A 14,449-nucleotide genomic window follows, 5' to 3' on the forward strand; every position below is an offset into this window, starting at 1 on the left:
GAACCGGCCGCGCACCACGCGCGGCGCATCGAAACGAACCCGACGCGGCGCCCGAGTGCGCCGCGCGAGACGAGACAGAGGATTCACAGCATGGCAAGCCTTTCCATCCGTGACGTGTACAAGACCTACCCGAACGGGGTGCCGGTCCTGAAGGGTGTCGACATCGAGATCGAGGACGGACAGTTCCTGATCCTGGTCGGCGGCTCGGGCTGCGGGAAATCGACGCTGCTCAACATGATCGCCGGGCTCGAGACGGTCACGAGCGGCGAGATCTGCATCGACGGCAAGGTCGTCAACGACCTGTCGCCCAAGGATCGCGACATCGCGATGGTGTTTCAGTCGTACGCGCTGTATCCGTCGATGACGGTGCGCGAGAACATCTCGTTCGGGCTGAACATCCGCAAGGTGCCGAAGAGCGAGCAGCAGCAGATCGTCGACCGCGTGTCGGCGATGCTGCAGATCCAGCACCTGCTCGACCGCAAGCCGGGCCAGCTGTCGGGCGGCCAGCGGCAGCGCGTCGCGATGGGCCGCGCGCTCGCACGCGATCCGTCGCTGTTCCTGTTCGACGAACCGCTGTCGAACCTCGACGCGAAGCTGCGCATCGAGATGCGCGCGGAAATCAAGCTGCTGCACCAGCGTCTCGGCACGACGATCGTCTACGTGACGCACGACCAGATCGAGGCGATGACGCTCGGCGACCGGATCGCGGTGATGAAGGACGGCGTGGTCCAGCAGTTCGGCGCGCCGCAGGACATCTACGATTCGCCGTCGAACCTGTTCGTCGCGGGCTTCATCGGCGCGCCGCCGATGAACTTCATCAACGGCAAGCTGGTCGAGCAGGGCGGCGGAATCGCGCTCGAGATCGACACGGGCCTCGCGCGCAGCGCGCTGATCCTGCCGTTCGACGCGGCGAAGCTGAAGTCGCACGTCGGCCGCGAGGTGATCCTGGGCCTGCGTCCGGAGCGCATCACCGACGCACGCAACGCGCACAACGGCGAGGCGTCGAACCTGCAGCCGATCGACGTGCGCGTCGACGTGACCGAGCCGACCGGGCCGGACACGCACGTGTTCGCGCAGGTGAACGGCAAGCGGATCGTGAGCCGCGTGCATCCGGCCGCGAACCCGCAGCCGGGGCAGACGCAGTCGCTGCTGTTCGACGTGTCGAAGGCCGTGCTGTTCGATCCGGCGTCGGAAGAGCGGATCGCGTGACGCGACGCTTGCGCTGAATGAAAGACAAAGGGGCCGTTTCGATGAACGGCCCCTTTTTCGTTTTGCGATGCGGCTGACGCGCGCGCGGATGCGCCGGTCAATGCGGCAACCGCACGTCGAACTTGAACGTCGCGAGCCGCGCGACGAGGATGAAGCCGGTGGCGAGCAGCACGCTGTACACCGAGTCGAACTGCAGCCACACAAGCAGCAGGTAGAACCAGCAGCCGACGAACGCGCAGGTCGCGTACGGCCGCGAATCGCGCAGGATCAGCGGGATGTCGTTGCACAGCACGTCGCGGACGATCCCGCCGACCACGCCGGTGATCACGCCCATCATCACCGCGATGAAGCGCGGCATCTCGGCGTCGAGCGCGATCGACGTGCCCGAGATGCTGAAGATGCCGAGCCCGATCGCATCGGCGATCAGCAGCAGCCGTTCGGCCGACAGCCGCGACAGCATCCGCAGCACGAACGGCGCGAACAGCGCGAGCACGAAGATCGCGATCACGTAGTCGTCGTGCACGACCCAGTAGAACGGCCGGCGCTCGAGCAGGATGTCGCGCAGCGTGCCGCCGCCGAAGGCGGTCGCGAGCGCGACGACGAACGTGCCGACCGAGTCGAGGCGGTTCTTGCGCGCCTCGATGAACCCCGAAATCGCGAAGGCCAGCGTGGCGATCGCCTCCAGTATCGCGATCGCGAGCGTCAGCCTAGGATGCGGCACGCGGCCCCCGGTCGGCCGGCGCCGCGTGCGGCTGCAGCAGCACGAGCACCGCGCCCGCGCCGCCGTCGTGGCCGCGCGCCTCGCAGAACGCGATCACTTCTTCCTTCTGCACGAGCCACGCGCGCACCTTGCCCTTCAGCACCGGTTCCTTGCCGATCGAGCCGAGCCCCTTGCCGTGAATCACGCGCAGGCAGCGCAGCCCTTTCTTGCCGGCTTCGCGGATGAATTCGGCGAGCGCATCGCGCGCTTCGTCGCGCCGCATGCCGTGCAGGTCGATCTGCGCCTGCACGATCCACGCGCCGCTACGCAGCTTGCGCACGACGTCGCGGCTGATGCCGGGGCGGTGGTAATACAGCGAGTCGTCGCTGTCGAGCAGCGTCTCGGGATCGAATTCGTCGGACAGCGTCGCGTTCAGCACGGCTTCCTCGTCGCGCTGCGTCTGTTTCGGCACCGGGTCGGGCGGCATGCGGCCCGACGACGCGCGCGGCGGCGCGTTCAGCGGCCGGATCGTGCCGATTTCGTTGCGGAACAGGTTCGCGTCGGCTTCCGCCTTGCGCTCGGCCTGCGCGGTTTCGATGCGCGCGCGTTCGCGACGATCGGCTTCGCCTTGCAGCGACTTGCGCAACGCGCCGAGGCCCGCGAGGCCCTGGCCGCGCAACGCGGCCGCGTCGGGCACGGGCGGCGGCGCCTCGGGCGCCGGGGTCACGGGACGGGCAGCGATCTTCCGCTTCGCGGGATCGCTCGGATGGGGCTGGTTCTTCGCCATGATTCGGTAACGGGGCAGGCGCGTTCGGGCGCGCGGGCACAAAAAAAGCCGCTGCGCGGCGGCAGCGGCTTTCCGGTCGAGCCTGCTTCGCGGCAGCGGACGCCATTGTAGCGCCGGCCGCGAAAAGGCTTCCGGCTTACTTCTTGTCGTGCAGGCTTTCGAGGTAACGCTGCGCGTCGAGTGCGGCCATGCAGCCGGTGCCCGCGCTGGTGATCGCCTGGCGGTACACGTTGTCCTGCACGTCGCCCGCGGCGAACACGCCCGGCACGCTCGTCGACGTCGCGTTGCCTTGCAGGCCGCTCTTCGTCAGGATGTAGCCGTCCTTCATCTCGAGCTGGCCCTGGAACAGGTCGGTGTTCGGCTTGTGGCCGATCGCGACGAACACGCCCTGTACGAGCAGGTCTTCCGTCGCGCCGGTCTTCACGTTCTTGATGCGCAGGCCCGTGACGCCGGACTCCTCGCCCGTCACCTCGTCGAGCACGTGATCCCACTTGATGTCGACGACGCCTTCCTTTTGCTTCTCCAGCAGGCGGTCGATCAGGATCGGCTCCGCGCGGAACTTGTCGCGGCGGTGGATCACGGTGACCTTCTTCGCTATGCCGGTCAGGTAGAGCGCTTCCTCGACGGCCGTGTTGCCGCCGCCGATCACCGCGACTTCCTGGTTGCGATAGAAGAAGCCGTCGCAGGTCGCGCAGGCCGACACGCCCTTGCCCATGAACGCTTCCTCGGACGGCAGGCCGAGATACTGCGCGGACGCGCCGGTCGCGATGATCAGCGAATCGCACGTGTATTCGCCCGAGTCGCCGATCAGGCGAATCGGCTGCTCGTGCAGTTTCGCGGTGTGGATGTGGTCGAAGACGATTTCGGTGTTGAAGCGCTCCGCGTGCTCCTGGAAGCGCGCCATCAACTCCGGACCTTGCACGCCTTTCGCGTCAGCCGGCCAGTTTTCGACGTCGGTCGTGGTCATCAGCTGGCCGCCCTGCGCGATGCCGGTGATCAGCACCGGGGACAGGTTGGCGCGTGCCGCGTAGACGGCGGCCGTGTAGCCGGCGGGGCCGGAACCGAGAATCAGGACTTTGGCGTGTTTGGGCGTGGACATGTGCGAATCCGTAAAAGGCGGCCGGCGGGCGGGGTAGGGCTCGCCGTGCGATCCGGGGTGACCGGGATGCCGTCATAGATGGGTATCAGACGCGCATTATAAAGGCCCCGTTGCTGCGCTGCCGAACGAGAGTTTCAATCGCGCCGATAGCGTCTCGGGGCGTGCCGTCCGTACGGGCCAGCGCGCCGGGCGGCAGGCTGCCGGGTGACGACGCGCGTTGCCGCGGGTATAGGCTATCCGGCCGGCTTGTGGTGGCCGGCGGCGCCAGTTCGGCGCCCCGTCCCCGTTATGTAACCGTCATTTACACTTGGCGGCGCGGTGCAGCGTTTACAATAAGCGCGATCGAACGACAGGCGGGCGCACGGCCCGTCCTCTTTATACGGATTCATGGCAAAAGCTCCTTATTCCGCCCCGGCACAGGCGTTGCCGCACCGGATGTCGAAGCTCCTCACGGAGATCCGCTGGATTCTCCAGGTCGCGCTCTGCGCCTTTCTGGTGATGGCCCTGCTGAGCTACAGCCGGCGCGATCCGAGCTGGACGCACGCCGCCCAGGTCGATCACATCTCGAACTGGGCCGGCCGCGTGGGCGCGTGGACGGCCGACATCATCCTGCTGCTGTTCGGCCTGTCGGCCTACTGGCTGATCGTGCCGCTCGGGCGGCGCATCGCCGTCAATTACCGCCGCATCACGCGCCACGAGGCGATTCCCGACGAACCGGAGCGGCCGATCGGCTGGCTCACCGAAATCTTTGCGTTCGTGCTGGTCGTGCTCGCCTGTGACGGCATCGAGGCGCTGCGCATGTGGTCGCTGAAGGTGCAGTTGCCGCGTGCGCCGGGCGGCGTCGTCGGCGAGGCCGTCGCGGGCGCGATGTCGCATGCGTTCGGCTTCACGGGCGGCACGCTGCTGCTGCTGATCGCGCTCGCGATAGGCCTGTCGCTGTATTTCCGCTTCTCGTGGCTGTCGGTCGCCGAGCGCGTCGGCGGCGCGATCCTGTCCGCCGTCAACGTCGCGAAGCTGCGCCGCGAGGCCGAGCGCGACCGCAAGCTCGGCGAGGCCGCGGCGGTGCGCCGCGAAGGCAAGGTCGAAGAGGAGCGCGTGCGCATCGAGGATCACGAGCCGGTGACGATCGTGCCGCCGGTCGTCACACCGGCGAAGTCCGAGCGCGTCGAGCGCGAGCGCCAGGTGCCGCTCTTCACCGACCTGCCGGGCGATTCGACGCTGCCGCCGGTGTCGCTGCTCGACCCCGCGCCGAAGACGCAGGAAGCGATTTCCGCCGATACGCTCGAATTCACGTCGCGCCTGATCGAGAAGAAGCTGAAGGACTTCGGCGTCGAGGCGAGCGTCGTCGCCGCGTATCCGGGCCCGGTCGTCACGCGCTACGAGATCGAGCCGGCCACCGGCGTGAAGGGCAGCCAGATCGTCAATCTCGCGAAGGATCTCGCGCGCTCGCTGTCGCTCGTGTCGATCCGCGTGGTCGAGACGATCCCCGGCAAGAACTACATGGCGCTCGAGCTGCCGAACCAGCGCCGCCAGACGGTGCACCTGTCCGAGATCATCGGCTCCGAGGTGTATGCGGCCGCATCGTCGGCACTGACGCTGAGCCTCGGCAAGGACATCGGCGGCAAGCCGGTGTGCGCGGATCTCGCGAAGATGCCGCACCTGCTGGTGGCCGGTACGACCGGCTCGGGCAAGTCGGTCGGGATCAACGCGATGATCCTGTCGCTGCTGTACAAGGCCACCGCCGAGCAGGTGCGCCTGATCCTGATCGATCCGAAGATGCTCGAAATGAGCGTCTACGAAGGCATTCCGCACCTGCTGTGCCCGGTCGTCACCGACATGCGCCAGGCCGGTCATGCGCTGAACTGGACGGTCGCGGAGATGGAGCGCCGCTACAAGCTGATGAGCAAGCTCGGCGTGCGCAACCTCGCGGGCTACAACAACAAGATCGACGAGGCGGCGAAGCGCGAGGAGAAGATCCCGAACCCGTTCAGCCTGACGCCGGACGATCCGGAGCCGCTCGGCCGCCTGCCGAACATCGTCGTCGTGATCGACGAGCTGGCCGACCTGATGATGGTCGTCGGCAAGAAGGTCGAGGAGCTGATCGCGCGGATCGCGCAGAAGGCGCGCGCGGCCGGCATCCACCTGATTCTCGCGACGCAGCGCCCGTCGGTCGACGTGATCACCGGCCTGATCAAGGCGAACGTGCCGACGCGGATCGCGTTCCAGGTGTCGTCGAAGATCGACTCGCGCACGATTCTCGACCAGATGGGCGCCGAATCGCTGCTCGGGATGGGCGACATGCTCTACCTGCCGCCGGGCTCGGGGCTGCCGGTGCGCGTGCACGGCGCGTTCGTCGCCGACGACGAGGTGCATCGCGTCGTCGAGAAGCTCAAGGAGCAGGGCGAGCCGAACTACGTCGAGGGCCTGCTCGAAGGCGGCACCGCCGACGGCGACGAGGGCTCGGCCGGCGCGGGAACCGGCGAAGGCGGCGGCGAGTCTGATCCGCTGTACGACCAGGCGGTCGAGATCGTCATCAAGAACCGCCGCGCGTCGATCTCGCTCGTGCAGCGCCATCTGCGGATCGGCTATAACCGTGCGGCGCGGCTGCTCGAGCAGATGGAGCAGTCGGGGCTCGTGTCGGCGATGTCGTCGAGCGGCAACCGCGAAATTCTTGTGCCGGCGCGCGACGCGGAATGAGTCCGCGGCGCCCGCAGCGCCGGCCACCCAGGGAGAAAACCGCAATATGCAGCAACTTTCGTTCGTCCCATCCCTTCGTTCGACGCGGCGCTGGCTCGGCGCGGCGCTCGCCGGCGCGTCGCTGATGCTCGCGGCGACGCACGCGTTCGCGGGCGGCACCGAGCAACTGAAGGCCTTCGTGTCGCAAGTGCGTTCGGCGAAGGGCGATTTCACGCAGCAGATCGTCAAGGCGCCGGCCAAGGGCGCGAGCGCCGCGCAGGCCGCGCCGAAGCCCACCGACAATTCGAGCGGCACGTTCGTGTTCGCGCGGCCCGGCAAGTTCATCTGGACGTACCAGAAGCCTTACCAGCAGGTGCTGCAGGCCGACGGCGACAAGCTCTACGTGTACGACCGCGACCTGAACCAGGTCACCGAGCGCAAGCTGAACGGCGCACTGGGCGCGAGCCCGGCCGCGATCCTGTTCGGCAGCAACGATCTCGACAAGAACTACACGTTGCGCGATGCGGGCGAGAAGGGCGGCATCGACTGGCTCGAGATGCTGCCGAAGGCGCAGGACACGCAGTTCCAGCGGATCGGCATCGGCTTCCGCAACGGCACGCTCGCCGCGATGGAGCTGCACGACGTGTTCGGCAACGTCACGCTGCTGACCTTCACGAACATCCAGACGAACCCGCCGCTGAAGGGCGATACGTTCAAGTTCGTCGTGCCGAAGGGCGCGGACGTGATCAACGGCTGATCTCCGTTGCACGTTTTCCCGACACGGGCCTGCCGGCGACGGCAGGCCCGTGTTGTTTTGAGAGCGGGTGCCAGACACGGGTACCAGACGCGGGTGCCGGCGCGGGCGCCGGACACGGGTATTGGGCGTGAGCACTGCACCCCCGAGCCCGGCGGCGCGCTCGCGCGGCTGTCATAATGTCGGGTCCGGCGGCCGGTTCGGCCGCGACCGTTTGATGTGGAGCGAGGGTTCATGTCCGACCTGTTTCAAGTCGAGCCGCGCCGCCCGCTCGCCGAGGCGCTGCGGCCGAAAACGCTCGCCGAGGTGATCGGCCAGACGCATTTGCTGGGCGAAGGCAAGCCGCTGCGGCTCGCGTTCGAATCGGGCAAGCCGCATTCAATGATCCTGTGGGGGCCGCCCGGCGTCGGCAAGACGACGCTCGCGCGGCTCACCGCGCTCGCGTTCGATTGCGAGTTCATCGCGCTGTCCGCGGTGCTCGGCGGCGTGAAGGACATCCGCGAGTCGATGGAGCAGGCGAAGGACACGCTGAACCGCACCGGTCGCCACACGATCCTGTTCGTCGACGAGATCCACCGCTTCAACAAGGGGCAGCAGGATGCGCTGCTGCCGTTCGTCGAATCGGGCCTCGTGACCTTCATCGGCGCGACGACCGAAAACCCGAGTTTCGAGGTCAATTCGGCATTGCTGTCGCGGGCGCAGGTGTACGTGCTGAAGTCGCTGAACGACGACGAGATGCGCCAGTTGCTGAAGCGCGCGCAGGAAATCGCGCTCGACGGCCTCGCGTTCGACGACAAGGCGATCGATACGCTCGTCGGCTACGCGGACGGCGACGCGCGCCGCTTCCTGAACCTGCTCGAACAGGCGCAGACGGCGGCGACGTCGGCCGGCGTCGCGACCATCGATGCCGATTTCGTCAGCAATGCGATGACGCTGAACGCGCGGCGCTTCGACAAGGGCGGCGACAACTTCTACGACCAGATTTCGGCGCTGCACAAGTCGGTGCGCGGCTCGAGCCCGGACGGCGCGCTGTACTGGTTCTGCCGGATGATCGACGGCGGCGCCGACCCGAAGTATCTCGCGCGGCGCATCGTGCGGATGGCGTGGGAAGACATCGGTCTGGCCGACCCGCGCGCGTTGCAGGTGGCCAACGACGCGGCCGAAACCTACGAGCGGCTCGGCTCGCCGGAAGGCGAACTCGCGCTCGGACAGGCCGTGATCTATCTCGCATGCGCGGCGAAGAGCAACGCCGGCTACAACGCGTTCAACCAGGCGATGGCGTTCGTGAAGCAGGACAAGTCGCGCGAGGTGCCCGTGCATCTGCGCAACGCGCCGACCAAGCTGATGAAGGAGCTCGGCTACGGTCATGCCTATCGTTACGCGCACGACGAGCCGAATGCGTACGCGGCCGGCGAGACGTACCTGCCGGACGGGATGCGCGAGCCGCGCTGGTACCAGCCGGTGCCGCGCGGGCTCGAATCGAAGATCGCCGAGAAGCTTGCCTGGCTGCGCGAGCTCGATCGCGAGGCCGGCAAGAAGGACTGACGGCGCCGCGCGGGCCGGTTCGACTTGCGTCGCCGCTCAGGCGTCAGCGCTTGCGGGCCGGTTGCTGTTTCTTCCAGTATTCGAACGGCTCTTCGTGGCATTCGATGTCGAGTTCGGCCACCCGCGCATGCAGGCGTTCCTGCGCGTCGGCGACCGCGAGGTTGTAGATCGCCGGCGCGACTTCCTGAATGAAGAAATGCAGCAGTGCGCCGGCCTGGATGTTGCCGATCGGCTCGTCCATGTTTTCCGTGAAATAGCGTTGCAGCGACGCGATCGCGCGGTCGCGTACATCCTTGTCGAGTTCGATGGTCATCGGATTCCCAGGTGTGCCGTGACGCGGAACTGGCGCTCCGCCTGATTCGGTTGCCGCCAGCCGGCGCGGTCGTGTCGTGATCCGTCATGGCGAGGCGCGCGGCAATTCGCCGACCGCCGATGCGGCGTACCGGCAATGCGATACTGCCATGGTCGCCCATTTGCGGCGTTGTCCATCCGGCCGGTGCCGTGGCGGGCGCGCGGTGCGTTAGAATTCCCGTCTTACACAACGATTTTCCAAGTCCTCCCATGCTCGACATCCAGTTGCTGCGCAAAGACCTCGACGGCGTCGCCAAGCGCCTCGCCGATCGCGGCTACACCCTCGACGTCGCCGCGTTCTCCGCACTCGAAGCGGAACGCCGCGCGATCCAGACCCACACCGAAGAGCTCCAGGCGCGCCGCAACAGCCTGTCGAAGCAGATCGGCGCGATGAAGGGCAAGGGCGAGGACACGTCGGCCGTGATGGCCGAGGTCGGCGGGATCGGCGACGACATGAAGGCGTCGGAAGCCAAGCTCGGCGAGATCCAGGCGCGCCTGTCCGACCTGATGCTGGGCATGCCGAACGTCGCGCACGAGAGCGTGCCGGTCGGCAAGGACGAAGCCGACAACGTCGAGGCGCGCCGCTGGGGCACGCCGCGCCAGTTCGACTTCGAGGTGAAGGATCACGTCGACGTCGGTACGCCGCTCGGCCTCGATTTCGAGACGGGCGCGAAGCTCGCCGGCGCGCGCTTCACGATGCTGCGCGGCCCGATCGCACGCCTGCACCGCGCCCTCGCGCAGTTCATGATCGACACGCACACGCAGCAGCACGGCTATACCGAAACGTACACGCCGTACATCGTGAACCCGGAGATCCTGTACGGCACGGGCCAGTTGCCGAAGTTCGCGGACGACATGTTCCGCGTCGAGAAGGGCGGCGCGGAAAACACGGTCACGCAATACCTGATCTCCACGTCCGAGATTTCGCTGACGAACACCGTGCGCGAGTCGATCGTCGACGGCGCCGCGCTGCCGATCAAGCTCACCGCGCATTCCCCGTGCTTCCGCTCGGAAGCCGGTTCGTACGGCCGCGACACGCGCGGGATGATCCGTCAGCACCAGTTCGACAAGGTCGAGATGGTGCAGGTCGTCGCGCCGGAAACGTCGTACGCGGCACTCGACGAGATGGTCGGCCACGCGGAAGCGATCCTGCAGAAGCTCGGCCTGCCGTACCGCGTGATCACGCTGTGCACGGGCGACATGGGCTTTTCGGCCGCGAAGACGTTCGACCTCGAGGTGTGGCTGCCCGCGCAGAACACCTATCGCGAGATCTCGAGCTGCTCGAACACCGAGGCGTTCCAGGCGCGCCGGATGCAGGCGCGCTTCCGCAACGCGCAGGGCAAGCCGGAGCTCGTGCATACGCTGAACGGTTCGGGTCTCGCGGTCGGCCGCACGCTCGTCGCGGTGCTGGAGAACTACCAGAACGCGGACGGCTCGGTCACGGTGCCGGAAGTGCTGCGTCCGTACATGGGCGGCATGGAGCGGATCGACGCGCCGGCACAGGCGTCCTAACGCGAGCCTGCCGAAGCCCTCGCAAAAAAATTTGCAGAAAGGGCTTGTCAGCCGCGAAGCGATCGTCTTATAATCTTTTTCTCGCGGAAACGACCAGCCGCGAAATGCAGTAAGGAAGGAGAGGTGGCAGAGTGGTCGAATGTACCTGACTCGAAATCAGGCGTACGGTTTCCCCGTACCGTGGGTTCGAATCCCACCCTCTCCGCCAAAATACGAAGCCCCTTGATCCGGAAGGATCAAGGGGTTTTTCGTTTTGGGTCGCCGACGCGCACGGATCGTGTCGCACAGATCGTGTTGCATCTTCGATGCAGCGTGGCTACATGATGAACACCATCGTCCCGTGACGAACTGGCCGGCGGAACTCCTGACAGTTGTCGCATGGCTGCCGCACCGCGCACGCGTGCCAAACCGGAAGCCGGTGCGTCGACCGTTTCAAGCGGCGTCCACCAGCTTCTACGCAGCCCTCACCGAACCATCACGCCGCAGCTGGATATTGCGCCAGCACCTTGTCGCGGATCGACGGCTTGATGTTCGACTGCGCCATGTCGCCGCGATAGTGCGCGACGACGCGTGGATTCATCACGCGATACCAGAGCGGCGGCACGTACGCGAACAGGATCATCGTTGCGTAGCCGGCCGGCAATTGCGGCGCATCGTCGAAGTGGCGCAGCGCCTGGTAAGAGCGTGTCGGATTCGCGTGATGGTCGGCGTGTCGCTGCAACTGGTACAGGAACAGGTTCGTGACGACGTGATTGCTGTTCCACGAATGCTGCGGCGTGCAGCGTTCGTAGCGGCCGCTCGGCAGCTTGCGACGGCCGAGCCCGTAGTGCTCGACGTAGTTCACCACCTCGAGCAGCGACGCGCCGTAGACGGCCTGGATCACGAGGAACGGGATCACGACCTTGCCGGCCAGCGCGATCGCGAGGCCCCATACGACGGCAGTCATCGCCCACGCATGCAGCACTTCGTTGCGCCAGGTCCACGGCGAATGCCCGAGCCGCTCGAGGCGGGCCTTTTCGAGCCGCCACGCGGAGCGGATGCTGCCGATCACCGTGCGTGGCAGGAACGCCCAGAACGATTCGCCGTAGCGCGCGCTTGCCGGGTCCTCGGCGGTCGCGACGCGCACGTGATGGCCGCGATTGTGCTCGACGTAGAAGTGGCCGTACGCGACCGGCGCCAGCGTGATCTTCGCGAGCCAGCGTTCGAAGCGGTCGGTCTTGTGCCCGAGCTCGTGCGCGGTATTGATCGAGATGCCCGTCGCGGCGCCGAGCGACAGCGCGAAGCCGACGTAGTCGTACCACGCGAGCGCATGCGTGCCGACGATCCACACGCACATGAAGAACGCGACGTATTCGACGAAAGTCGCGAGATAAACGATGTACCGGTAATAGCGTTCGCGTTCGAGGTGCGGCACGACGGCTTCGGGCGGATTGTCGCGATCGTCGCCGATCAGCGTGTCGAGGATCGGGATCACGCCGAACGCGAACAGCGGGCCGAACCACCAGAACACGTGAAGGCCCGTCGACAGCGCGAGCTGTGCGGCGAGGATCGGCAGCGTGATCGTCAGCGCGCCGAGCAGCCACAGATAACGCTTGCCATCCGACCAGCCCGAAGCCGGTGCATTGGTCATTGCCATTGTCTCCCTCCAGTCGGCCGGCCCGCGGGCGGCCGCATGCAAGTTTGTTCGAATCCTCGTGGTCCGCGACGCGCGCGGTGGCACCGGATCGTCGTCCGGTTCTGCCTGTTATACGACCGGTGCGCGCGCTTGCCAAACTCCGGCGCTAGGCTTGGCGCTCCAAACGACGGGCCGCGCGCAATGCGGGCCGCTGCGGACCGACGCGCGCTGATTGAAACATGCGGCCGACGCGGATTGGCGCGCAGGCGGGTGCGTCGTTTGTCGGACGAATGGCTCGACGTGCGGCGACCCACGCCGGTGTGAAGGGGCTGCAACAAATGTTGCATCGCAATAAAGCGGCCGGTGAAGTATGGGCGCGGCGTGTTTTTTGTTGGCTTATATTACGGAGCATTACGGTCGCAGCGACGCAATGTTATGCGGCTCAAAACCTGATGGCCGCGCATCGCAAGGAGAACGAGACGATCCGTCCGATGACGGCCGCATGTTCACCCTCCGGCAGCCAGCGTCCGCACACCGATGCTGCAACTGCACACTGATCGACGTGTGTCGCCGCTGATGACATCCGCCGCCTTTCGATCCGCGCCAGCGTTTGAAAATTACGATTTGACTCATGCCCCGCTTTCGGTTGAAGCTAATAGCTTGCTGTCCGAAGGGGGCTGTGCCTGCATGAGTTCGACCTTGACCGTTCGTCGTATCGCTGCCGATCAGGGCGGCGTGTATCGCGAACTCCGCGCTGCATCGCTGCGTGAGCCCTACGCGCCCGGCGAAGCGCCGGAGGCCGAATTGCTGACCGTCGAAGCGGACGCAGCGTCGGCGATCGCCGCGCAGCGCGCCGTGTCCGACGAGTCGACGACTTTCCTGCTGTACACCGAAGGCCATCCGGCCGGCATGATCGGCGCGTATTTCGACAACACGCCCGATCGGCGCGCGTTCGTCAGCGAACTGTGGGTCGCGCATGCGGTGCGTCATCTGCGCGGTGGCGTGCTGCTGCTGGAGACGGCTACCGCATGGCTCGCCGAGCGCGGCGCCACCGACGTTTACGCGTGGATCGCCGACGCGAACCGCAACGCGGTCCGCTTCTACGAGCGCGCGGGTTTCGGCAACACCGGCGAACATGCGCCGATCGCGCGGATGCCCGGCGCGATGAAATCGCTGTTCGTGTCGCAGGTGAAGCACTGACGCGGCCTCGACATCCCCAGCCCCGCGCGGCGCGATGAAAGCCCGATCGCCCGCCGGCCCGCCCGCCTGCCGGTTGCGCGTCCGCCCGGGCCGCAGCAACCCCGAGTCCCAAAAATAATGGCCGCACGCGTGGACGCCTGTAAAATACGCAAAAAATTTTTGCAGAGTGTCCATGTCGCTTAAAAAATCGCCATTCTTCGAGCTGCGCAGCGGATCGGTCGATACGTTGCTGTTCACCGTGAAGACGACCGATCTCGATGCGTTGCGTGCCGAACTGGTCAAGCGCTTCGAAGCGACTCCCGAGTTTTTCGCCGACGATGTCGTCGCGATCGACGTCCGCCGCCTGGCTGACGGCGAACGCGTCGCGCTCGCGGACATCCGCCAGATGCTGAACGACGTGCGGATGCGTCCGGTGGGCGTCGTCGCGCTGGCAACGCAGGGCTGGGCGGGGGAAGCCGGCCTGCCGTTGCTGGAGGCGCGCGATCGCCGCGCGCCGGCCGCGAAACCTGCCGACGAAGCGGAACCGGCGGCCGTGCCAGCCGTCGAGACCGCCGCCGCTCCGGCAGCCGCAGCGGCGCCCGAACAGCCGTCGGAGCCCGCGCCGACGCTCGTGCAGGCCGGCGGCCAGACGCTGGTGATCGACCGGCCATTGCGTTCGGGGCAGCAGATTTACGCGAAAGGAGACCTCGTGGTGCTCGCGCCGGTCAGTCACGGCGCGGAAATCATCGCGGAAGGCAATATCCACATCTACGCGCCGCTGCGCGGCCGCGCCCTCGCGGGCGTGCACGGCAATCACGACGCGCGCATTTTCTGCACGTGTCTCGAACCGGAACTGATTTCGATCGCGGGTATCTATCGAACGACCGAGAACCCGCTGCCCGCCGACGTACTGGGCAAATCGGTACAGATCCGGCTCGAAGAGGAAAAACTGATGATCGAACCGCTGCGCCTGACGTAATTCACGCGGTGCGCTCCGGATCGATCGGCTCTCATTGACGAAC

General features: G+C 66.5%; 12 protein-coding genes and 1 tRNA gene. 8 read left to right on the plus strand and 5 right to left on the minus strand.

The genetic code is table 11. From position 1 onward, the window contains the following. The first annotated feature begins 90 nt into the window (after positions 1 to 90). Positions 91 to 1,209: an ABC transporter ATP-binding protein gene (locus tag JMF86_RS04440; RefSeq protein ID WP_006476647.1), complete on the plus strand. Its 1,119-nt coding sequence runs from the start codon at positions 91 to 93 to the stop codon at positions 1,207 to 1,209. A gap of 97 nt (positions 1,210 to 1,306) precedes the next feature. Here JMF86_RS04440 and JMF86_RS04445 read toward each other — a convergent pair whose 3' ends face one another. The 3 genes from JMF86_RS04445 to trxB all read right to left on the minus strand — a co-directional run bounded on the left by JMF86_RS04445 (position 1,307) and on the right by trxB (position 3,795). Beyond that, entirely contained in the window at positions 1,307 to 1,930 is a 624-nt protein-coding gene (locus JMF86_RS04445) for a trimeric intracellular cation channel family protein (protein ID WP_011544829.1), read from the minus strand. Continuing rightward, a complete protein-coding gene (locus JMF86_RS04450) occupies positions 1,917 to 2,696 on the minus strand; it encodes a Smr/MutS family protein (RefSeq protein ID WP_011544830.1) in 780 nt (259 codons plus the stop codon). Before JMF86_RS04450 ends, JMF86_RS04445 begins: the two co-directional genes overlap by 14 nt. A gap of 136 nt (positions 2,697 to 2,832) precedes the next feature. Further along, on the minus strand, positions 2,833 to 3,795 hold the full coding sequence (gene trxB / locus JMF86_RS04455; RefSeq protein WP_006476644.1) for a thioredoxin-disulfide reductase: 963 nt from the start codon (positions 3,793 to 3,795) through the stop codon (positions 2,833 to 2,835). A gap of 387 nt (positions 3,796 to 4,182) precedes the next feature. Here trxB and JMF86_RS04460 point away from each other — a divergent pair, with 387 nt between their 5' ends. From JMF86_RS04460 to JMF86_RS04470, 3 genes are all read left to right on the plus strand, one after another. After that, a complete protein-coding gene (locus JMF86_RS04460; protein ID WP_012328086.1) occupies positions 4,183 to 6,492 on the plus strand; it encodes a DNA translocase FtsK in 2,310 nt (769 codons plus the stop codon). A gap of 46 nt (positions 6,493 to 6,538) precedes the next feature. Continuing rightward, on the plus strand, positions 6,539 to 7,228 hold the full coding sequence (gene lolA, locus JMF86_RS04465; protein ID WP_023475207.1) for an outer membrane lipoprotein chaperone LolA: 690 nt from the start codon (positions 6,539 to 6,541) through the stop codon (positions 7,226 to 7,228). A gap of 231 nt (positions 7,229 to 7,459) precedes the next feature. Beyond that, a complete protein-coding gene (locus JMF86_RS04470; RefSeq protein ID WP_012328088.1) occupies positions 7,460 to 8,770 on the plus strand; it encodes a replication-associated recombination protein A in 1,311 nt (436 codons plus the stop codon). A gap of 43 nt (positions 8,771 to 8,813) precedes the next feature. Here the strand turns inward: JMF86_RS04470 and JMF86_RS04475 are convergent, their stop codons facing one another. After that, the gene (locus JMF86_RS04475; protein ID WP_006476640.1) at positions 8,814 to 9,083 is read right to left on the minus strand and encodes a DUF2164 domain-containing protein; all 270 of its coding nucleotides are present in this window, start codon (positions 9,081 to 9,083) and stop codon (positions 8,814 to 8,816) included. 248 nt (positions 9,084 to 9,331) lie between these two features. Between JMF86_RS04475 and serS the strand changes: the two genes are divergently transcribed. Both serS and JMF86_RS04485 read left to right on the plus strand, forming a co-directional pair. Next, positions 9,332 to 10,633: a serine--tRNA ligase gene (gene serS, locus JMF86_RS04480; RefSeq protein WP_012328090.1), complete on the plus strand. Its 1,302-nt coding sequence runs from the start codon at positions 9,332 to 9,334 to the stop codon at positions 10,631 to 10,633. 117 nt (positions 10,634 to 10,750) lie between these two features. Continuing rightward, positions 10,751 to 10,841 (plus strand) — tRNA-Ser (locus JMF86_RS04485). Between the two features lie 267 nt (positions 10,842 to 11,108). Here JMF86_RS04485 and JMF86_RS04490 read toward each other — a convergent pair. After that, positions 11,109 to 12,269, minus strand: coding sequence for an alkane 1-monooxygenase (locus JMF86_RS04490; RefSeq protein ID WP_054927491.1), 1,161 nt, complete (start codon positions 12,267 to 12,269; stop codon positions 11,109 to 11,111). Between the two features lie 555 nt (positions 12,270 to 12,824). Between JMF86_RS04490 and JMF86_RS04495 the strand changes: the two genes are divergently transcribed. Together JMF86_RS04495 and minC are read left to right on the plus strand one after the other, a co-directional pair. Beyond that, positions 12,825 to 13,448 carry a GNAT family N-acetyltransferase gene (locus JMF86_RS04495; RefSeq protein ID WP_227745866.1) on the plus strand — a complete coding sequence of 208 codons (624 nt, stop codon included), beginning with the start codon at positions 12,825 to 12,827 and terminating at the stop codon, positions 13,446 to 13,448. Positions 13,449 to 13,620: 172 nt separating this feature from the next. Then, complete coding sequence (gene minC / locus JMF86_RS04500; RefSeq protein ID WP_011544839.1) at positions 13,621 to 14,406, plus strand: septum site-determining protein MinC; 786 nt, start codon at positions 13,621 to 13,623, stop codon at positions 14,404 to 14,406. The last annotated feature ends 43 nt before the right edge of the window (positions 14,407 to 14,449 follow it).

It is taken from the genome of Burkholderia sp. E168m15 (assembly GCF_016586105.1).
Lineage (GTDB): Bacteria > Pseudomonadota > Gammaproteobacteria > Burkholderiales > Burkholderiaceae > Burkholderia > Burkholderia orbicola.